We start from the raw sequence: 19,185 nt of genomic DNA, 5'->3' as shown, positions 1-19,185 counted from the left end.
TCCGAGTAATCCTCCCGATTCAAAATCTCCAGAACGGCCTCTTGTTCCTCGGTGGCCAACGCCGCCGGCTGAAACCTCTGAGACTGCGGGGTCGGGTCTTCAACGGGCGTGTAGTGCTTGTATCCCCGGGTGATCCGGTAGTAGGTCGAGCGGGCCACGCCGGTCAGATCACACGCCGCTGTGACCCCAATCCAGGTATGGGCGGTCAGTGCGGTGACCAGCTCGATCAGGACAGATGATGTCGCTTGAGCCAGGCCTGGTACTGCTCGGCGCTCATCAAAGCTGGTGGGATCTGCGGACCCTCGTCCTGGGTCGAGCTCTTGGTGATCCCGTCCAAGAGCTCGAAGGCTTTTCCCATGATCTCCAACGCCGCCTCGGACTGGTCGTTCTTCTTCTCCAACCGGGCGACTTTGGCGCGCAACCGGGCCAGCTCAGCGCGGTCTTGACTGTCCATGCGGTCCCTCGTCTTGGCGGCGGCAGCGACCATCGAGTCACTGAACGCACCGGACTCGCGGGCCTCTAACCACTCTCGCACGGTCGCCCTGGTCAAGTTGTACTCGCGCATCAACTGGGTTTTCGCGCCGCGCTGCACCGCAAGATCCCAGCGCTGCAAGAACGCAATCCGGAACGCAATCGGGAACGAACGGCGCCCTTTCGCTGACCGTCCAATCGGGATATCGATCGGGGTACTCAACAAATCCATGTCACACTCCATCCCCACCACCCCTACCACTCCTGCTGTCTTACAACCAGGGTGGCAGGGAGGGTGCAACAGGTGATCATGGCTAGTGTGTGTGCTTCTGTCACCGATAGCGGGCAGCGACCCAAGATCCCAGAGCGTGCAATCGGTCGATGAGTTCGGTGGGCTCCAACACGTCGAAATCGACGTTGAGATAGACAAGCCACCGTGCCGCCCAGTCGAGGTCGTCAGCACCGAGAGAGAGGACGCAGTCGTCGCCCTCGTCGGTGATCGAACCGACCGACGGGCGAACCATCTTCCGCACTTCGTCGCCCGAGAGGTATACCCGCACCCGGATACTGTGGCGCCATCCGTGGGCGAGGCTGCCGGCCACGAATGCCGCTGCATCCTGCGGCGGAGGCGGCCCCCTGAACTTCGTACCCAGCGGCCGGACCTCGCTGATGCGATCGAGGGCATAGGCCTGCCAGCGGTCTGTCCCCCGCTCATTGCCGACGAGATACCACCGTCCTCCGGAGCGGACCAATTGCTCCGGCTGGACGTCGCGGGCACGCCCGGGTTCGTCGGATCGCCTGCGATGTCGAAACCGCACCCCCTCCCCCACGCGACAGGCGAGTGCCAGCGCGACGAGCACCCCCGCATCCGCCGACCGCGCTTCATCGCCGGCGACCGTTTCGGCCGCCGCCACCGCCTCGAAACGCCCTCGCAGGCGTGCCGGCATCGTCTCGGTGAGTTTGGCCAGTGCAGTCACCGCAGCGGGCGCCAGTCCGCCGACCCCGACCGAAGATTGCAGCCCGAGAGCCACCGCGAGAGATTCGTCGGCGTCGAGCACCAGCGGAGGGCTCGCAGTACCCGATGACAGTGTGTACCCACCGAATCGGCCTGCTTCGGCATCGATGCGATACCCGAGCTCCCGAAGATGTTCGACGTCACGGCGCGCGGTGCGCTCGGTGACGTTCAGACGCTCGGCGAGCCTGCCCGCGCTGATGCCCGGGTTCGACTGCAGGATCGCCAGCGTTTGGAGACGGCGGCCGGTGGGAGTGGACATGACACGAATATGATGCCAAACCCTGACAGTTCTTGGCAGGGTATTCGTTTACGGTCGGAACATGGACTCAATCAAGCTGCTCAAACCGGAAGGGCTGGTCAACAGCCCAGCATTCAGTCACGTCGCGGTCATCCCACCAGGTGCCACCACCATCCTCGTCGGCGGCCAGAACGCGGTCGACCAGAACGGGGCACTCGTGGGCGGAAACGACGTGGGGGCCCAGACCGCACAGGTCATGGCCAACCTGAAAACCGCCCTGGCGGCCGCAGGTGCGGACATGTCCGACGTGGTCAGTCTGACGCTCTACGCAGTCGATGGCATCGACCTCACGGCCGGATACACCGTCGCGGCTCAGTCCCTGGACCCGAACAGCGATCCACCGCTGATCACCGCAGCGATGGTGCCGGCGCTTGGGGTGCCCGGCGCGCTGGTCGAACTGGCTGCCGTCGCCGCAGTGCAGCGGTGACGAGCAGGCAGACCGGGCACACCCGAGATGCCGGGTGGCAGATCGGTGTCTCGAAGACTGTCGGTCATCCGCTCGAAGTGGTCTGGGACTTCCTCACCTCCGACGCGGGGACCGCGGTGTGGCTCGGCCACGGCGTCCGACTGCGGCACGAAAAGGGTCTGCAGTACGAGACCACCGAAGGAACCACCGGTGAGACAAGAAGTTTTCACCGCGAAGAACGAATCCGGCTCACCTGGCAACCCCGGGATTGGGACCACGAGACCATCGTTCAGGTCACGGTGACACCCGAGGGCAACCACAAGACAGTCATCCGCTTTCACCAGGAACGGCTGGTCAGCTCCGACGAACGAGAGCAGCAGCGGACGCACTGGCGTGCTGTGATGGCGGCGGTGGTCGCAGGGCTGGACCACGAAGACAGCTGAGCGCCGGCCTCTCGACGCCGACTGTGGCTTGCGACGACATCGGGTCGTCGATCATCTTTTGATCGACCTTCACCTCGATGTCTCGGCGATGACAGGTCGCCTTGATCTGCTGCGCCTGTGCCGAACACGCTTCGAATCAGTCCCGACAAGACCCTTCGATCCGGAATCTCACGTCGCACGTTCCTCACCTGGACGGGTGTCGCCAGTGCGCTGGCCTTCACTCCCGGTCTGATCGAAGCACCTGCCGCGTACCCCGCGCCGATGAACCACGGTGATCATCTGTTCACTCTCGGGGTGGCTTCAGGTGATCCACTCCCCGATGCCGTCGTCCTATGGACGCGCCTTGCGTCCGCACCCCTTGCTCCACATGGCGGCATGACCGACATCCCAATTCCTGTGGAGTGGGAATTGGCTCTGGACAGCAGCTTTCGCCGAGTACTGAAACGTGGCATCGAGCTGGCGACACCAGCAGACGGACACAGTGTTCACGTCGACGTGCGCGGGCTCGAGCCGGCAAGCGACTACTTCTATCGTTTCCGTGCGGCCGGCCACATCTCCGATGTCGGTCGCACCCGAACCGCACCGCCGACAGCGGGCACCACCCGGGCACTGACGTTTGCCTGGGCGTCGTGTCAGTCGTGGGGCGACGGCTTCTTCAATGCATACGCCGACATGGCGGCGGCCGCTCCCGATGTCGTCTTCCACCTCGGTGACTACGTGTACGAGAAAGCGATTCCGACCCGCGGCGGGCAGCGGAACACCACCGCCCTGCCGCAATCAGCGCACTCGGAGATGACCAGCCTCGATGACTACCGCGAGCGGTACGCGCTGTACAAGCTCGATCCCCACCTGCAGCAGGCGCACCGGACATCACCGTTCATCGTCACCATGGACGACCACGAGGTGGAAAACAATTGGGCCGCCGGGATTTCCGAGGACTCGGTACCCGTACCCGACTTCCTCTACCGCCGGGCGTCAGCCTTCAAAGCGTGGTGGGAGAACACGCCCGTCCGCGCCGAGTTGAGGCCGAACGGCGCGGACATGCGAATCTACCGACGCTTCACCTTCGGTGACATTGCCCAGTTCAGCGTGCTCGACACCCGCCAGTATCGCAGTGATCAGGTCAACGGCGACACCGACGGACCCCAGAACGACTTCACGGCCCGGTCCGACCGCACGATCACCGGTGCCGCCCAGCAGCAGTGGCTGCTCGACGGTCTCGCATCGAGCACCACCCGCTGGAACGTGCTGGCCCATCAGACGACGATCGCCGATCTCGCGCGCACCAGGAACGGGGCCCGTGCCGTGAGTATGGATGGGTGGAGCGGCTACGAGGCGTCCCGCACACAAATACTCGATGGGGCCCGTGAACGCGGTGTCGGCAATCTGGTGTCAATCGTCGGCGACATTCACCGGTCGGTGGTCTCTGAGTTGAAATCGACCTATACGCGTCCCGCCACCACCGTCGGAGTGGAACTTGCCGGGACTTCCATCTCGTCTGGAGGCGACGGTGCAGACAGCGACGAGAGCGACAAGTTGCTCAAAGCTGCTTCACCGCATGTCAAATTCGGAAACTCCCAGCGCGGGTACGTCCTCAACAGGCTCACTCATCGGGACTGGCAGGCAGAATTCCGCGTCGCCGATTCGGTGGCGGACCCCGGCGCCGGACTCCGGCGTCGGGCGACAGTCAGAATCCCCGACGGACGCCCCGACATCGAGGTCGATGAGTTTCGGCGATGAATGATCGCCCACTACGCAGTCTGTATTGGTTGAGAGGAAAGGACAGCCGATGCAGAACACAGAAGACACAGCGCAGATCCGCTCACTGATCGAGACCTGGACCCAGGCGGTGCACCGCGGAGACCTTGCCGCCGTCATGGCGGACCATGCCTCCGACATCGTGATGTTCGATGTGCCGCCGCCCGAACGCGGCGTCCGCGGTGCCGACGAGTATCGCGACTGCTGGCCACCGTTCTTCGAGTTTCAGGCGGGCGGAGGCTCGTTCGACATAGACGAACTCGAGGTCGTCGCGGGAGGAGAGGTTGCCTATGCGTATGCGTTGCTGCAGTGCGACACTCCGGAGGGTCGAGCCGCACATCCCGATCGGAGGCTGCGGTTGACCCTCGGTCTACGCAAAGAAGGCGGACGCTGGGTCGTTGCGCACGAACATCATTCCTTCACACTTGCCCCGTAACCCGATCGAGACTGCCGCTACGAAGCCATCGGCCGAGAAGGGCACTTCATTGCCGCAGTCTCGCCGCTGCGAGGGCCGCACGAACCCGGGCGACGATCACCGCGGGCCGCTCATCGAGCAGCTCGGCACTGACATGCACGATTTGCCAGCCGGCGGCCTCTAGCTCGGCCAACCTATCGATGTCCCGGGATCGTTGCCGGCGATCGCTCCAGTGTTGTTCACCGTCGTATTCGACGCCGACTTTCCACTCGCGGTAGCCCATGTCGAGTCTGGTGTGGACGTAGCCGTGGCCATCTCGGAATTTGATCTGCGTCTCGGGACGAGGTAGTCCCGACCTGATGAGCAGCAACCTGGTTCGGGTTTCTCGGGGCGACTCGGCCTCTGCGTCGACCAGCGACAGCACCGTGCGCAGTTGGCGGAGCCCTCGAAGCCCCGGGTGACGATCAACGATCGCCTCGACATCGGCGGCTCCCAGGTTTGTTGCGCGAAACAGGGCGTCGAGGGCCTCGACCGCCGAATCCGGCGGTAACGTGCGCCCGAGATCGAACGCCACCCGTGCCGCGGAGCCCACGAGCATGCCCGCCCGCCTGCACACCTCGGAGTCGCACAGCTGGTCATTCGACCCGACGAGCCCGAAGGGAACTCGGTGCCCCGGCCTGTTCAGCGCAATCGGCACCTTGTCGTCCACCCATTTGCTGCCGTGCAGCGCCGCCGCGGCCAGACCCATCACGACGACAGGCGGACCCGACCAGACGACGGCCGCCTCGGTTCTCACCCGCAAGGTGATCGCTGTGCCTTTACGAACGTATACGCCGCGAAAGACCGCTACGAAGTCCTTGCGTAGGTCGTGTGTGGTGAGCAGACCGAGTGCAACCGCGTCCCGACCGCGGAACGGCCTGTCCAACTTCCCCATGACTATTCGACGTTGCCCGGGCCGTCCAGGCTCCCCCTGCGCCGAGACTGCGAACATGAAGGAATCGGCCGAGTAGACCCCTTCACAGCCGCAGTCTCGAACGCAAAGCGGGCGCCCTCCGAAGAGGACGCGTGGTTCAGGACTTCGAGAACTCGGGGTCACCGAGTTCGTCGACATCCATGGGTCCCGCGAACTGGCTGTTGTACAGCCGGTAGTACGGGCCGCGGTTGTCGAGCAATTCATCGTGCGAACCCTGTTCCACGATCCGCCCGGCCTCCATCACGAGGATGGTGTCCGCATCCCTGACCGTCGAAAGTCGGTGCGCGATCACGAAACTCGTCCGGTCCGTGCGCAGCGCAGCCATCGCCTTCTGGATGAGGAGTTCGGTTCTGGTATCCACCGAACTGGTCGCCTCGTCGAGGATCAGCAGTGTGGGCTTGGCGAGGAACGCCCTGGCTATCGTGATGAGCTGCTTCTCGCCGGCACTGACGCCGCCGCCTTCTTCGTCGATGACCGTGTCATAACCGTCCGGCAGGATCCGCACGAAGTGATCGACGTGGCTCACGCGCGCGGCTTCGAGGATCGCGTCGTCATCCGCATCGGGATCGCCGTAGGCGATGTTGTCCCGGATGGACCCGCCGAACAACCAAGAATCCTGCAGCACCATCCCTGTGCGTTCCCGGAGGTCGTCCCGGGTCATCAGCGAGGTGTCGACGCCGTCGAGACTGATCGTGCCGGAGTCGAGATCGTAGAACCGCATGATCAGGTTCACCAACGTCGTCTTCCCCGCACCGGTCGGCCCGACGATCGCCACCATGTGCCCCGGCTTGGCGACCAACGACAGTTGTTCGATCAGAGGTCGATCGGGGCTGTACCGGAACGAGACGTCGTCGAACGTGATGAGGCCCTTGTTCGAGTCAGGGCTTCGCGGCGAGTCTGGATCGGGCACCTCCTCTTTCGCGTCGAGGATGTCGAAGATTCGTTCCGCCGACGCCACCCCGCTCTGCATCAGGTTGAACATCGACCCGATCTGGGTGAGCGGCTGGGTGAACTGTCGTGAGTACTGGATGAACGCCTGCACGTCACCGAGGCTCAGCGAGCCCGATGCCACCCGTAGCCCACCGACCACGGCCACCGCGACGTAGTTGAGGTTTCCGAGAAACATGATGGCGGGCATGATGATCCCGGAGATGAACTGTGCCCGCCAACTCGATTCGTACAGCTTCTCGTTACGCTCGTCGAACCGGGCCTCCACATCGGCCTGCATGCCGAATGCCTTGATGACCTCGTGCCCGGTGAAGGCTTCCTCGACCTGACCATTGAGTCGACCTGTACTCGACCACTGTGCGAGAAAATGCGGCTTGGACCGTTTCGCGACCTGCGCTGTGACGAACACCGCCAACGGAATGGTCACGATCGCGATCAGAGACAGCAGTGGCGAGATGTAGATCATCATCACGAGAATCGCGACAACCGTCAGCACCGAGTTCAGCAACTGCGCGATGGTCTGTTGCAAGCTCTGCGAGACGTTGTCGAGGTCGTTGGTCACCCGGCTGAGCAGATCGCCGCGCTGCGTGCCGTCGAAGTAGCTCAGCGGCAGTCGGTGGATCTTGTTCTCGACGTCAGCGCGCATCTCCCGCACCGTGCGCTGGGTGATGACGTTGAGCAGCCGGCCCATCAACCAGCTCAGCACAGATGAGCCGACATAGAGTGCGAGCACGAAGATCAGCACGCGACCGACCTCGTTGAAATCGATACCGACACCAGGGGTCACGTCCATGGACGAGACCATGTCGGCGAAGGTGTTGTCGCCCTGCTGGCGCAGGCTGGCGACGGCCTGGTCTTTCGTGTCGCCGGCCGGCAATCGGTCGCCGACCACACCGTTGAAGATGAGGTCGGTGGCATGTCCGAGGATGAGTGGCCCGACGGCGTTGAGGATCACCGCCACCACTGCACACGCCAGCACCAGCAGCAGTGCGGCGCGGCGGGTCGAGAGCAGAACCACCAGCCGCTTCACCGACGGACCGAAGGCGCGGGCCTTTTCTCCGGGCACCGCAGCATTCGGCGGTCCGCCTCCCGGGCGCGTCACGCCCGACCCTCCACCGAGAGTTGCGATTCGACGATCTCCGTATACGTCGGGCACGACGACAACAATTCCTCGTGGGTGCCGATACCCACGACGGCACCGCAGTCGAGAACGACGATCTGATCGGCGTCGGCGATGGTCGTGATGCGTTGGGCCACGATGATCACGCACGCGTCGCGGGTGGCCGGACGCAGCGCGGCTCGCAGGCGCGCGTCGGTATGTAGATCCAACGCAGAGAACGAATCATCGAACAGGTAGATGTTCGGCTTCCTGATCAGCGCACGGGCGATGGCCAGGCGTTGCCGCTGCCCACCGGAGACCGTCGTTCCGCCTTGCGCCACCGGTGTCTGCAACTGCTCAGGCATCGCCCGCACGAAGTCTGCAGCTTGCGCGACGGTGAGCGCTGCCCACATCTCCTCCTCGGTGGCATCGAGTTTTCCGTACCGGAGGTTGGAGGCGATGGTGCCGGAAAACAGATACGGCTTCTGCGGTACGAAGCCGATCTCGCCGCGCAGCGCCGCTGGATCGAGGTCACGGATGTCGACGCCGCCCAGGAGCACTTCCCCACCGGTGACGTCGATCAAGCGCGGCAGCAGTGCCACCAGAGTGGTCTTGCCCGAACCGGTCGACCCGACGATCGCGGTGGTCGTTCCCGGCTCGGCGCGAAAGCTGATGTCGCGCAGCACCGGATCGTCGGCGCCCGGGTACTGGAAACGCGCGGCCCGCATCTCGACGGTGGCGGCGGCCCCGCTCAGCACCGCGGGTTTGTCGGTGGAGACCACCGACGTCTCGGTGTCGAGAACCTCGTAGATTCGTTCGGCACAGACAGATGCCCGTGGTGCCATCATCGCGAGGAACGAGGCCATCATCACCGCCATCAGGATCTGCATCACGTAGGCGATCATCGCGGTCAGCGCGCCGATCTCTACTTTTCCGTCTTCGATCAGGTGCCCACCGAACCAGATGATGAACACAATGGTGACGTTGCTGATCAGTAGAACCGAAGGGAACATCAGGGCAAGCAATCTACCCACGCGCAGCGCGGCGTCGGTGAGGTCGTCGTTGGCCCGTTCGAACCGGCGGCGTTCATGACGCTCGCGAACGAACGCTCGGACCACGCGGATACCGGTGATCTGTTCTCGCAGCACCCGATTGACGATGTCGATCCGGGCCTGCATGGCCCGGAATCCCGGCATCATCCGGTAGATGATCACCGCCATGGTCACCCCGAGGATGGGCACCGCGACGACGAGCACCCAGGCCAGTGTGCCGCCGACGCCGATGCCCAGGACGATTCCGCCGATGCACATGATCGGAGCCGTCACCAGGATCGTGCAGGCCATCACCCCGAGCATCTGCACCTGCTGGACGTCGTTGGTGGTGCGGGTGATCAGAGACGGTGCGCCGAAGACGCCGACCTCCCGCGCGGAGAAGCTGTCGACGCGGTGCAACAGGTCGTGCCGGATGTCGCGGCCTGCTCCGAGCGCTGCGCGTGCACCGAAATACATCGAGGCGATCGATCCGACAACCTGTACGAGCGAGACGATCAGCATCCAGAAGCCGACCTCGAGGATGTAAGACGTGTCGCCCTGGGCAACCCCGTTGTCGATGATGTCGGCGTTGAGGGTCGGCAGGTACAGCATCGCCGCGGTCGCGATGAGTTGCAGTACGACGACGCCGAACAGTTCGCGTCGGTAGCGACCCATGTAGGTGCGGAGCAGGCGGATCAGCATGGGGCAGTCACATTGATGACGTTAGCAACGATCACCGACGACGAGCGCATGGTTATTACAGCGGCACCGCCGGCGCCTGGTTTGCCCGATTACCCGGCCCCGGTCAGATGCCCACTCCTGAGTGGAGGGTCCGCGCCGGATCGTACTTCTTGCGAATCGTCTGCAGTCTCGGCAGATTTCCGCCGAAGTACCGTGCCGGCGCGACGCCTGCCTCGAGGTAGTTGACGTATGCGCCGGCCGAGGCCTTGCCGATCGTCCGGTGGGCGCTCGACACCCAGGATGTCGCCGAGGAGTAGGAGCCTCCCGGCGCGACATCGGTGAACCACTGCAGACTCGCCGCATGCGCGCGCCAGGGAAACGCGGTCCCGCCTGCGGCGACATCAGCGATCGCACCATCGAGTGGATCGATGATCACCAGTCCGCCTCCACCGGCTCTGGACCGGTTACGCACAGCAGTGACGATCGAGTTCGCAACTGCATCCGTGACCTGTCCGACGATGTCGGAGCCGGCGACGAAGCCGTGCCGGGGAGGGGTCGCGCCTCCGGACAGCCGGAGAAAAGCTGCCATGGGGTCGAGCGTCTGGTAGTCGGCACCGGTCGGGGTCATGCCGACCGCGGCGGCGATGTCGGCTGCGATCCGGCGTCCGGCGCCGCCGGCACAGACCAACAGCACCCCGACCGTCACCCCACCTCGCCGATCGGACCCGATGTTGACGTTCGCCCACGCAGATCGCTCCGCGGCGGCCAACCACCGGCGCCAGCCAGAGATGACTGTCGCGGCAGCCGCGGGTGGGAAACTCAGCGAAACGATGTCCCTGTCCACGGCCGGCGCGGTCCGGTAGATCAGTGAGGTGACGATCCCGAAATTGCCACCCCCACCACCTCGGAGCGCCCAGAAGAGATCGTCGTTGCTACCCGGCGATGCGGTGACCACGTCTCCACTGGGTAAGACCACGGTCGCCGCGGTCAGGGTGTCGCAGGTGAGCCCATACTGCCGGGAATCTACGCCGAGCCCGCCGCCGAGCGTCAGCCCCGCCGCGCCAACCGTCGCGCACGTCCCGACAGGTAGCGCCCGACCCTGTTGCGCCAGACCATTGGCGACGCCGTACAGGGTGGCCGCAGGCGGCACCGTGGCGAGACCGGTACCTGCGTCGAAGCTGATCTGTCCATCGAGTGTGCGCAGGTCCAGGATCATGGTGCGGTTGGCGGCAGACGCGCCGGTGTACGAATGGCCGCCGCTCCGTCCGGCGATCTTCAGTGTGTGTCTGACCGCAAACGCCATCGCCCGCTGCACGTCCGACACGTTCCTGGGCACCACCACAGCCACCGGCGTGGAACCGTCGTAACGGGTGTTGAAGATCTGTTTGGCCGTGGTGAAGGCGGGTTTCTGCGCTGGCAGGATGACCTGACCGGTCAGTGCTGCCGCCAACGCGGTCCAGTCGGCGGCGCGAGGCGCTGCGGCAGCGAAACCCGCCCCACCCGAGATGGCGACGGCGACGCCACTGGCGAGTGTTCCCTGCAGGAGTCGCCGGCGCGTGAGATGTCGGGCAGGCTGTTCGCCAGGTGTCATGTGCGGCAGTGTCCTTTGGGTCGCCCGACGACTGCCCAGAGCCTAACTGCGAGCCGTGCACAGATATCGCAGAATCAGCGATCGGGCAACGCGAGGCGCCGGCACGGGTGTCGGGTCACTGTGCCCACGGGGGCGAGAGGACGGCTCCGTCGACCGTCGTCGCCTGCAACCCCGGCGTGGTGGTCACCCACGCGCTCGAATCCGTTGCTCCGCCATCGACTTTCACCTCGGAGCCGGCAGGAACGACGATGACGGCACCGGCACGCGCCTCCTCGACCACGCCGTCCAGGGATACGGACAGTGAACCGTCGAGCACCAGCAGGACTTCCTCGTTGCTCGGCCGGTGAGCAATACCCATCTGTCCGGCAGGCACGGTCAACTTCCACGCACACAGCTCTTTCGCGCCGCGCCTCGGACTGACATAGGAGGCGAAGGTGCTGCCGTGCGCAGCGAACTGCTGCGCTTCGTGCGGTCGGATGATGGGCATCGAAACCTCCTGGTGAGAAACTAGACAAGTGACTTGACCATATAGACAAGTGGCTTGTCTGTCGATGGCATACTCATTCGTGTGAACGACAACGATTGGCAGACCGCAACGAGCGTTCTTCGCTTGTCGACCCAGTTGGTCGACGGCATCCAAGCAGGAATGGTGGAGCGGGGGTTTTCCGATGTCCGGCCGGTGCACGGTTTCGTATTCAGCGCGTTGACGCAGGGTGCGACCACCGCATCCGGTCTCGCAGCCCAACTGGAGATCACCAAACAGGCTGCAGCTCAGCTGGTCTCCTACCTAGTTGACCACGGCTATGTCACCAGAGAGGTCGACCCCTCAGACGGCCGGGCCCAGCTCGTGACCTTGACACCGCGCGGCGTCTCGGCGACGTCGGCAGCCCGGGAAGCTGCTGAGCAGCACGTGGACACCTGGCGACGCCAGCTGTCCGCGGCACACTTCGACGCGCTGGCCGACGCCCTGAACACCCTCGGCACTCCTGGCCGGTTGCGTCCGAACTGGTGACGTCAGCTCAACTTGCGCACTTCGGCCGCCGCCACATCCAGAAAGTCGTCGATGATCTTCACCACGGCAGCGGGCGCCTCCGCGTGTGGATAGTGGCCGATGCCCTCCAAGACCTCGAGGCGACTGCCCGGAATCGCCTCGTGCGCCGCGTAACCATGCGCCACCGGGATGATCTTGTCGTGATCGCCCCAGATGAGCAGCGTGGGCATCTCGGAGTTGAGATAGAGCCGGTTCATCGCGGATACGGCCTGGCCGCGGTAGTCGACCACAGAACGCAGTGTGCGTAGGAAGGCCTGTCTGGTCTCCCGATCCGACAGCGACGAGTACGAGCGCCAGGTCTCGTCGGCACGCGGAGAATGCACACCCGCCGAACTCAGCCAAGACCGAATCTTGTTGCCGACGTCGAGAACAGGTCGGGGCGCGATAATCGGCAACACCAACTCGGCACCGGGGGCCGACAACAGCCGTAGCGTCCAGTTCACGTCTGGACCGAGGCCGCCACTACCGATGAGAATCAGCCGCTCGCAATATTCGGGGTGCTGGTAGGTGAACTGCATCGCAACACCACCGCCGAGCGATTGGCCGACGATCGTCGCCGAATCGACGTCGAGTTCGCGCAGCAGATCGCGAAGAAACGCCGCGAAGGCGCCGAGCGAGTAGTCGCCGCGCGGTTTGGCCGAATCACCATGTCCCGGCAGATCCGGTGCGATGACTCGGTACTTCTTCGCGAGCTCGGGCAATACCGCGTCCCAGGTTCGCGAACTCCCCGCCATGCCGTGGATCAGCAGGAGTACAGGGCCCGTGCCCTCGTCGCGATAGGCGACGCGATCTCCGTGTAGATCCATGTGACTGAACTCGTTCATGTGACGTCACTCCCCTGTCGTCATCTGATCCCGCCGGTTGCGCTTCAACCTACGCGCATGCAAGCGCGGTGCACGCGCCCCAACTGACTGAAATACCCGAAACCACACCTACATGGGCAGGGCCGACTCGATCACAAAGCCCGCGCGGCGGCAAGCCCCACCACCGGAGCAGCGATGAGATTGCGACCCCGCCGCGGTCTGTTCATACAGATCGTCAACCTCCGAGGAGATTCATCATGATCATTGTCGCCGGATCGCTGTGCGTGGCACCCGAGGGTCGTGCCGCCTACCTGGACACCTGCCGGGAGGTGATCGTGGCGGCCCGCTCGAGCGAAGGCTGTCTCGACTTTCATCTGTCGGCCGATCCGCTCGAGGACGGGCGGATCAACGTATACGAGCGGTGGAGCGGGAGAACAGAACTCGACGCGTTTCGGGGCGATGGCACCGGCGATGATCAAAGTGCGCAGATTCTGGGGGCCGACGTCCGAGAGTACATCTGCGACCGGGAGATCCGGCTCTGAGTTGCACCCGCCCCGGACACACGAAGACGCCCCACGTGATGTGGGGCGTCTTCGCCGAATGAGATCGTCGGTCGATCAGACCCCGACGGTGTCGCGGTCCGACTCGGCCTTCATCGGGTCGAGATCAGGTTCGATGTCGATCGTCCGGCGCAGCGGCCGGTTCGGCAGCAATGCGACCGCGATGAGGGCCACCACCGCGGCGGCCGCAGCGATCAGGAAGATCCGGCCCGTCGCGTCGCCGTACGACGCGCGGATGATCTCCTGGACCGGTCCGGGGAGCGCTCCGATGTCGAGGCTGCCACCCGACGACGATCCGGTGATCCCGAGCTTGGCCAGGCCGCCCGAGGACAGATCCGCGACGCGGGTCGCAAGCACCGAACCGAGAACGGACACCCCGATGGCGCCGCCGAACGTGCGGAAGAACGCCACGTTGCTCGATGCCGCGCCGATGTTGTGGACACTCACGGTGTTCTGCACGACGAGAACGAGGTTCTGCATCAGCATGCCCACTCCGAGTCCGACGACCAGGGTGAATGCGCCGACAAGCCACAGGTTGGTCGCGTGGTCGATGGTGCCGAGCATGCCGAACCCCAGGATCAGGAGAATTGCACCGGTGATCACGAACGGCTTCCACTTACCGAAGCGGCTGATCAGTTGGCCCGAGCCGACCGAGGCGATCAACATGCCGACCACGAGCGGAATCGACAGCACACCGGCGATTGTCGGAGAGAATCCCCGCGCGGTCTGGAAGTACTGACCGAGGAAGGTCGTCGAGCCGAACATTCCCATGCCGACCGCGATGGAGGCGATAATCGCGAGACCCGTGGTGCGCTCGGTGACGATCTTGAGCGGGATGATCGGCGACTTGACCTTCGATTCGACGAACACAGTTGCGAGCAGGAGCAGTAGACCGCCTGCGACGTAGAGTGCCGATTCCTTGGAGAACCAGCCGTAGTATCCGGCCTTGCCGGCAAACGAGACCCAGATCAGCAGGACGGAGATGCCCGCGGTCATGAGGGTGGCGCCGAGCCAGTCGATGGACACGTTCGCTTGGCGTTCTGTCTTGATCTTGAGGGTCTTCTGCAGCAGGAAGAGGGCGATCACGGCCAGCGGCACGCACACGAAGAAGCACCAGCGCCAGCCGAGCGGGCTGTCGACGATCACGCCGCCGAGGATTGGTCCACCTGACATCGACACCGCCATGGTGGCACCCATGTAGCCCGAGTAGCGGCCGCGTTCACGCGGCGAGACGATGCTGCCGATGATGGCCACCACCAGCGCGGTCAGACCACCCATGCCGACGCCCTGAATCACGCGGGCCGCCAACAGGATCGGAACGTTGTGCGCGAATCCGGCGATGATCGAGCCGACCACGAAGATCACGATGGCCGACTGCACCAGCACCTTCTTGTTGAAGATGTCGGCGAGCTTGCCCCAGATGGGCGTCGAGGCGGCATTCGCGAGGAGCGCCGTGGTGATGACCCACGCATACGCGGTCTGCGAGCCCTTGAGGTCGCCGATGATCGTCGGCAACGCGGTGGCGACGATCGTCGTGCTCAACAGTGCCGTGAAAAGCGCGGCGAGCAATCCGACCATCGACTCCAGAATTTGGCGGTGGGTCATCGCCAGTGGATCACGCTTTTCCACCACCATTGTTGAACTAGACATGTACTTCCTGACTTTCTTTGAGATGCGGCATGTGCTCCGGCTCTGACGAGCGATGCGCATGCTTTGTCAATGACTGCTTGAGTTTGTGGATCGTGTGATGTGCGGCGCGGGCGTCGGACTCTGTCCAGTCGGCGAGCACCGCCTGCAGTTCGAGAGCCATGGCCGCCCTGGTTCGTTCGAGCAGCGCCATCCCCTCGTCGGTGACCTTGATCTGGGTTGCGCGCCCGTCTCCGGGGTCTGGTCGCCTGTCGGCGAACCCCGCGTGCACCAGGTCGGTGATGTGTCTGCTCAGCGCGGACTGGCTGATGCAGAGGTCGGCAGCCAACTCGTTCTGGCGGCAGTGGCCTTTGCTCTCCAGGGCTACGAGCACGCCGAGTCCACCAGGATGCAGAGCACTGTAATCGGGAGACACCAGGGCCCCACGGAGTACGCGACCGACGAGGTGCAGGTCCTCGACGAGCTCCTGTGCCGTCTGCGGTGACACCGACATGAACGCCACCTCACTTCCACTTAATTGATTGCGCTATGCAACTATATATTAGTTACATGCACTACTCAACTAAGTGGTTCGAGCAGCTATTCCCGCGGCGTCGGACTAGAAATTTATCTGGCTGTTGCCAGCGGATATCCCCGCCGAACCGTCCGGTCCAGGATGCCCAGGGTTGCGCGCAGGGACTCCTCGGCGATTACCGGGAAGATCCCCTTCTCGCGCCACTCCTCGTGAATCTCCGACCAGTCATAGAAGGACGTGACCGTCGTGGCGCCGTCGTCGGCGGGCTCCAACCTGTATCCGTAGACATGACCGATCTGCGGCCGTACGCGGCCGAGAATTGTCCAAGAGATCTCTTGATCGGGAACGAGCGATGCGATGGTGACCGTGACGTCGTACTTTCCCATCGGGAAGTCGCCGAGGGCTTCTCGGTCCATGTGGACGACGAACGTGTCGCCCGCCGCCCTGACCCGCTCACCGGTGGCGTCCATCAGCATGCCCGACGCGTCGATGGCGACGTGGCCCTGCGGATCGCTCAGCACGGCGAAGATGTCGGAGGGGCTGGCGGCGATCACGCGCTGGACGTCCAAGCGGTCATTGGTCATACCGGCAGGCTAGCCTTCCCGGCCCGACGCCAAACGCGGTCGTCGCCGCAGGCAAGTCAGTTCGAGACCGTGTTGAGGTCCTCGACGAGATCAAAGACCGGGTCGTCGGGTCCGATGTCGAAGGTGCACTCCCCTGGACGCGGATCGGGTACGAACGCCCAGAACAACGCTCCCGCAGTTCCCGCCTGCCGTTGCCCGTCGACCTTCGTCTCGAAGTCGGCGGCCCGCCCTACCACCGAGCCGCAGGATCCGGCGTTTTGTCCGATCTCGGCGACCACCAATGGCTTACCCAGCAGTTCGGCCTGCAGAATGTGCGTCTGCAATCCATTCCACACGTCACCGGGAAGCGGCACCGCGTCCGCGCCGTAGTCGTGGTATTCGAGGACGTCCACGGCGGCGGAAGCGTTGACCAGCCGGTAGTCGTCTCCCGCCGATCCGCACTGCCCACCACCGATCAGGCCTGCCCAGATCGGGGTGGACTGATCGATTCCGCGAATCAGGGCACCGGCCTCATCGAAGAAGGTACGCAACACCGCGCCGGAGTCGGCTGGACAACTTCTTGTCTGCCATGAACATCCCGTGGCGGAACACAGACCCGGCTCCGGTTCTCCGACCAGCTCCCACCCGGCGAGCGCCGACGAGGATTTCCACCGGTTGACCGCGGTCTGCACCCACTGATCGAATCGGACCGGCGATCCCGCCGGAACGGCCGTCTCCCAGCCGCTCTGGTACCACTGCCGGTCCTTGAAGGCCTCGTCCTCGCAGGCGCCGTCTCCGGCGGAGAGCACCGGAACCAGCAGTTGATCGTGCCGTGCCGCGGCGGCGAACACGGCGTCCATGGGCCCGAAATCGAGTTGTCCGGTGTACTTGTTGACGGCAAGTCGCTGGAATGCGTTGAACCGGGTCAACGACTGTGGCTCGAGGGATCCGAAGTACTCGTCGAGGTCCACCATGGCGCCGCATCCGGCGTTCACCGACCAATCGGTCGCGAGCTGGTAGGCGTTGAACCCACTCGGCCACCAATCGTGGCCGTCGAGGGTGAGCCCCGTCGGCGTGGCCTGCACGCGAGCCGGCCCGGGGTCGGCTCCGGCGGCACCAGCGCCCGTCAGGCAGGCCGCAACCACCACGAACACGGCCAGGAATGTCGTGGCCGCTCGTCGAGCCGTGAAAGTTCTCATCATCTGCCCTTCAGCCGACCGTGTGACCGTGAAGCTCATATTTGCACAGTTGGACAGAAAAGGCGTTCAGATGGCTCTCGCCTAAGTGGTCTGAGCCGTTAGTTCGTCGGGGGTATTTGCCAGGCTGTCGGGTCGCCGAGGTAGAGCCCGCATGCGGTGTCGAGTGCGTCTTCAGGGCTGCCGGTGAAGTCGCCTGTAGGCAGCAGCGAATCTTCGTACTTGCCCTTGGACGCGAGGTGGATCGCGAAGCCCCATCTGCTAGCGGAGCCGTTGTATCGCAGCCGCATCAACACCAGGACCGACTCGTCCGGTAGTACACCGTCGACGTAGGCGAACGCGCCACGAAATCGGACGTTGACTCGCGCGAGTTGCGGCCACCTCGTTCGGGCGTGGCCGCTGAGCTTGAGGCGCAGTGAGCTTTTCGTCGATTCCGGTGGTGTCGGCACGCATCCGATCGTGCCCGATCCGTGTGGTCCACCCAACATTTCGCGGATCATCGGCGTGCCGCGGCCCGAGACAGGTGTGACTCAGGTGTCCTTTTGAGGCATGAGTGACAAAACCGCTCGACCCTCGGCCTGCGTGATCGTCCTGTCCACCAGCGACCGTCAGGTTCTCGAAACATGGGTGAGGTGTGGGTCGACACCGCAGAAGACAGTGCTGCGGTCTCTGATCGTGCTGCTCGCCGCGGACGGCTGCACCAACGCAAGTATCGCCATCGAACTCGACGTTCATCCCGACACGGTCCGTAAGTGGCGCAGCCGGTTCCACCATCACGGTATCGATGCCCTCGCCGACGCACCACGGTCGGGCCGGCCACCGATCTACACCCCCGCTGACATCGCTGCAGTGAAAGCGTGGGCGTGTCAGATCCCGGCCGATCACGATATTCCGATCGCACGGTGGTCCACCCCGGAACTCGCCGCCCAACTCGCACGCGACGGCATGACCGTCTCGGTGTCGACGGTGCGCCGGTGGCTGGACGAGGATGCGCTCAAACCGTGGCAGCATCGCTCCTGGATCGCCGCCCGCGACCCGAACTTCGAGATGAGAGCATCTGTCGTTCTCGACCTGTACGCACGCCGCTACGCAGGCAAACCGTTGGGCAGCAACGAGTTTGTGATCTCGGCCGATGAAAAGCCGTCGATCCAAGCCCGCGACCGCTGCCACCGCACCACCGCCGCCGCACCAGGTCGCCCGATGCGCGTCAGCCACGACTACCGCCGCCGCGGCGCGCTCACCTACCTCGCTGCCTACGACGTCCACACCGCACGGGTCTTCGGCCGCTGCGAGCAAAGCACCGGCATCACCGAGTTCACCGCCCTCGTCGATCAGGTCATGACGAGCGAACCGTACGCGTCCGCCGACCGGGTGTTTTGGGTCGTCGACAACGGCTCCTCGCACCGCGGACAAGCATCGATCGACCGCCTCACCGCCCGATACCCGAACGCGGTCATGGTGCACACCCCGGTGCACGCATCATGGCTCAACCAAGTCGAGATCTACTTTTCCATCGTCCAACGCAAAGTCCTCACGCCCAATGACTTTCCCGACCTCACCTCAGTCGAGAACCGGTTGCACACCTTCGCCGAACGCTACAACCGCACCGCCGAACCCTTCGCCTGGAAATACACCCGCCGGGACCTCCACCGCCAACTCAAACTGATCGATCAAAGCAGCGAGGCGGCATGACCCCCCGACGAACTAACGGCTCAGACCACT

General features: G+C 64.2%; 20 protein-coding genes. 7 read left to right on the top strand and 13 right to left on the bottom strand.

Annotation, left to right across the window (positions count from 1 at the left end):
• Window positions 1–226: 226 nt before the first annotated feature.
• Entirely contained in the window at window positions 227–703 is a 477-nt protein-coding gene (locus BFL43_RS01740; RefSeq protein WP_084889796.1) for a hypothetical protein, read from the bottom strand.
• A gap of 100 nt (window positions 704–803) precedes the next feature.
• Window positions 804–1,745 carry a YafY family protein gene (locus tag BFL43_RS01735; RefSeq protein ID WP_084890184.1) on the bottom strand — a complete coding sequence of 314 codons (942 nt, stop codon included), beginning with the start codon at window positions 1,743–1,745 and terminating at the stop codon, window positions 804–806.
• A gap of 61 nt (window positions 1,746–1,806) precedes the next feature.
• Between BFL43_RS01735 and BFL43_RS01730 the strand changes: the two genes are divergently transcribed.
• The 4 genes from BFL43_RS01730 to BFL43_RS01715 all read left to right on the top strand — a co-directional run bounded on the left by BFL43_RS01730 (window position 1,807) and on the right by BFL43_RS01715 (window position 4,827).
• The gene (locus tag BFL43_RS01730; protein WP_084890181.1) at window positions 1,807–2,211 is read left to right on the top strand and encodes a RidA family protein; all 405 of its coding nucleotides are present in this window, start codon (window positions 1,807–1,809) and stop codon (window positions 2,209–2,211) included.
• Window positions 2,208–2,633: an SRPBCC domain-containing protein gene (locus BFL43_RS01725; RefSeq protein WP_084890179.1), complete on the top strand. Its 426-nt coding sequence runs from the start codon at window positions 2,208–2,210 to the stop codon at window positions 2,631–2,633. The genes BFL43_RS01730 and BFL43_RS01725 overlap by 4 nt, the downstream gene beginning before the upstream one ends.
• Window positions 2,634–2,894: 261 nt before the next feature.
• Window positions 2,895–4,373: an alkaline phosphatase D family protein gene (locus BFL43_RS01720; RefSeq protein ID WP_240497994.1), complete on the top strand. Its 1,479-nt coding sequence runs from the start codon at window positions 2,895–2,897 to the stop codon at window positions 4,371–4,373.
• Window positions 4,374–4,422: 49 nt separating this feature from the next.
• Window positions 4,423–4,827, top strand: a complete 405-nt coding sequence (locus BFL43_RS01715) for a nuclear transport factor 2 family protein (RefSeq protein ID WP_084890176.1) — start codon at window positions 4,423–4,425, stop codon at window positions 4,825–4,827.
• 46 nt (window positions 4,828–4,873) lie between these two features.
• Here BFL43_RS01715 and BFL43_RS01710 read toward each other — a convergent pair whose 3' ends face one another.
• The 5 genes from BFL43_RS01710 to BFL43_RS01690 form a co-directional block, all read right to left on the bottom strand.
• Entirely contained in the window at window positions 4,874–5,740 is an 867-nt protein-coding gene (locus BFL43_RS01710) for a hypothetical protein (RefSeq protein ID WP_084890168.1), read from the bottom strand.
• A 136-nt stretch (window positions 5,741–5,876) separates the two neighbouring features.
• Window positions 5,877–7,829: an ABC transporter ATP-binding protein gene (locus BFL43_RS01705; protein WP_084890166.1), complete on the bottom strand. Its 1,953-nt coding sequence runs from the start codon at window positions 7,827–7,829 to the stop codon at window positions 5,877–5,879.
• A complete protein-coding gene (locus BFL43_RS01700) occupies window positions 7,826–9,559 on the bottom strand; it encodes an ABC transporter ATP-binding protein (RefSeq protein WP_084890165.1) in 1,734 nt (577 codons plus the stop codon). The genes BFL43_RS01705 and BFL43_RS01700 overlap by 4 nt, the downstream gene beginning before the upstream one ends.
• 103 nt (window positions 9,560–9,662) lie before the next feature.
• Window positions 9,663–11,129, bottom strand: coding sequence for an FAD-binding oxidoreductase (locus tag BFL43_RS01695; RefSeq protein WP_084890163.1), 1,467 nt, complete (start codon window positions 11,127–11,129; stop codon window positions 9,663–9,665).
• A gap of 115 nt (window positions 11,130–11,244) precedes the next feature.
• Window positions 11,245–11,616, bottom strand: a complete 372-nt coding sequence (locus BFL43_RS01690) for a cupin domain-containing protein (protein ID WP_084890161.1) — start codon at window positions 11,614–11,616, stop codon at window positions 11,245–11,247.
• 81 nt (window positions 11,617–11,697) lie between these two features.
• Between BFL43_RS01690 and BFL43_RS01685 the strand changes: the two genes are divergently transcribed.
• Complete coding sequence (locus BFL43_RS01685) at window positions 11,698–12,141, top strand: MarR family winged helix-turn-helix transcriptional regulator (RefSeq protein WP_143695017.1); 444 nt, start codon at window positions 11,698–11,700, stop codon at window positions 12,139–12,141.
• Between the two features lie 2 nt (window positions 12,142–12,143).
• On the opposite strand, the gene BFL43_RS01680 is transcribed toward BFL43_RS01685, so the two are convergent.
• Window positions 12,144–13,004 carry an alpha/beta fold hydrolase gene (locus tag BFL43_RS01680; protein ID WP_084890159.1) on the bottom strand — a complete coding sequence of 287 codons (861 nt, stop codon included), beginning with the start codon at window positions 13,002–13,004 and terminating at the stop codon, window positions 12,144–12,146.
• 236 nt (window positions 13,005–13,240) lie between these two features.
• Between BFL43_RS01680 and BFL43_RS01675 the strand changes: the two genes are divergently transcribed.
• Entirely contained in the window at window positions 13,241–13,525 is a 285-nt protein-coding gene (locus tag BFL43_RS01675) for an antibiotic biosynthesis monooxygenase family protein (protein WP_084890157.1), read from the top strand.
• 75 nt (window positions 13,526–13,600) lie between these two features.
• Here the strand turns inward: BFL43_RS01675 and BFL43_RS01670 are convergent, their stop codons facing one another.
• From BFL43_RS01670 to BFL43_RS01650, 5 genes are all read right to left on the bottom strand, one after another.
• A complete protein-coding gene (locus tag BFL43_RS01670; RefSeq protein WP_143695019.1) occupies window positions 13,601–15,148 on the bottom strand; it encodes an MDR family MFS transporter in 1,548 nt (515 codons plus the stop codon).
• A gap of 37 nt (window positions 15,149–15,185) precedes the next feature.
• Window positions 15,186–15,683: a MarR family transcriptional regulator gene (locus BFL43_RS01665; protein WP_084890188.1), complete on the bottom strand. Its 498-nt coding sequence runs from the start codon at window positions 15,681–15,683 to the stop codon at window positions 15,186–15,188.
• A 113-nt stretch (window positions 15,684–15,796) separates the two neighbouring features.
• Entirely contained in the window at window positions 15,797–16,288 is a 492-nt protein-coding gene (locus BFL43_RS01660) for an SRPBCC family protein (protein ID WP_084890153.1), read from the bottom strand.
• Between the two features lie 56 nt (window positions 16,289–16,344).
• Window positions 16,345–17,466, bottom strand: coding sequence for a beta-mannosidase (locus BFL43_RS01655; protein ID WP_084890186.1), 1,122 nt, complete (start codon window positions 17,464–17,466; stop codon window positions 16,345–16,347).
• 98 nt (window positions 17,467–17,564) lie between these two features.
• Window positions 17,565–17,912 carry a hypothetical protein gene (locus BFL43_RS01650; RefSeq protein WP_084889720.1) on the bottom strand — a complete coding sequence of 116 codons (348 nt, stop codon included), beginning with the start codon at window positions 17,910–17,912 and terminating at the stop codon, window positions 17,565–17,567.
• 100 nt (window positions 17,913–18,012) lie between these two features.
• On the opposite strand from BFL43_RS01650, the gene BFL43_RS01645 reads away from it, so the two are divergent.
• A complete protein-coding gene (locus BFL43_RS01645) occupies window positions 18,013–19,155 on the top strand; it encodes an IS630 family transposase (RefSeq protein WP_084889713.1) in 1,143 nt (380 codons plus the stop codon).
• The last annotated feature ends 30 nt before the right edge of the window (window positions 19,156–19,185 follow it).

This window comes from Williamsia sp. 1135, from assembly GCF_002095395.1.
Lineage (GTDB): Bacteria > Actinomycetota > Actinomycetes > Mycobacteriales > Mycobacteriaceae > Williamsia.
The sequence above is the reverse complement of the archived record's forward strand: the minus strand, read 5'-3'. Positions and strand labels throughout refer to the sequence as shown.

What these genes read in the sequence shown, in the direction of transcription:
- BFL43_RS01735 (WP_084890184.1), bottom strand. Translation starts at nt 1,745, where the DNA reads ATGTCCACTCCCACCGGCCGCCGTCTCCAAACGCTGGCGATCCTGCAG.
- BFL43_RS01715 (WP_084890176.1), top strand. Translation starts at nt 4,423, where the DNA reads ATGCAGAACACAGAAGACACAGCGCAGATCCGCTCACTGATCGAGACC.
- BFL43_RS01690 (WP_084890161.1), bottom strand. Translation starts at nt 11,616, where the DNA reads ATGCCCATCATCCGACCGCACGAAGCGCAGCAGTTCGCTGCGCACGGC.
- BFL43_RS01670 (WP_143695019.1), bottom strand. Translation starts at nt 15,148, where the DNA reads ATGACCCACCGCCAAATTCTGGAGTCGATGGTCGGATTGCTCGCCGCG.
- BFL43_RS01700 (WP_084890165.1), bottom strand. Translation starts at nt 9,559, where the DNA reads ATGCTGATCCGCCTGCTCCGCACCTACATGGGTCGCTACCGACGCGAA.
- BFL43_RS01655 (WP_084890186.1), bottom strand. Translation starts at nt 17,466, where the DNA reads ATGAGAACTTTCACGGCTCGACGAGCGGCCACGACATTCCTGGCCGTG.
- BFL43_RS01740 (WP_084889796.1), bottom strand. Translation starts at nt 703, where the DNA reads ATGGATTTGTTGAGTACCCCGATCGATATCCCGATTGGACGGTCAGCG.
- BFL43_RS01660 (WP_084890153.1), bottom strand. Translation starts at nt 16,288, where the DNA reads ATGACCAATGACCGCTTGGACGTCCAGCGCGTGATCGCCGCCAGCCCC.
- BFL43_RS01665 (WP_084890188.1), bottom strand. Translation starts at nt 15,683, where the DNA reads ATGTCGGTGTCACCGCAGACGGCACAGGAGCTCGTCGAGGACCTGCAC.
- BFL43_RS01695 (WP_084890163.1), bottom strand. Translation starts at nt 11,129, where the DNA reads ATGACACCTGGCGAACAGCCTGCCCGACATCTCACGCGCCGGCGACTC.
- BFL43_RS01710 (WP_084890168.1), bottom strand. Translation starts at nt 5,740, where the DNA reads ATGGGGAAGTTGGACAGGCCGTTCCGCGGTCGGGACGCGGTTGCACTC.
- BFL43_RS01680 (WP_084890159.1), bottom strand. Translation starts at nt 13,004, where the DNA reads ATGAACGAGTTCAGTCACATGGATCTACACGGAGATCGCGTCGCCTAT.
- BFL43_RS01675 (WP_084890157.1), top strand. Translation starts at nt 13,241, where the DNA reads ATGATCATTGTCGCCGGATCGCTGTGCGTGGCACCCGAGGGTCGTGCC.
- BFL43_RS01645 (WP_084889713.1), top strand. Translation starts at nt 18,013, where the DNA reads ATGAGTGACAAAACCGCTCGACCCTCGGCCTGCGTGATCGTCCTGTCC.
- BFL43_RS01720 (WP_240497994.1), top strand. Translation starts at nt 2,895, where the DNA reads ATGAACCACGGTGATCATCTGTTCACTCTCGGGGTGGCTTCAGGTGAT.
- BFL43_RS01730 (WP_084890181.1), top strand. Translation starts at nt 1,807, where the DNA reads ATGGACTCAATCAAGCTGCTCAAACCGGAAGGGCTGGTCAACAGCCCA.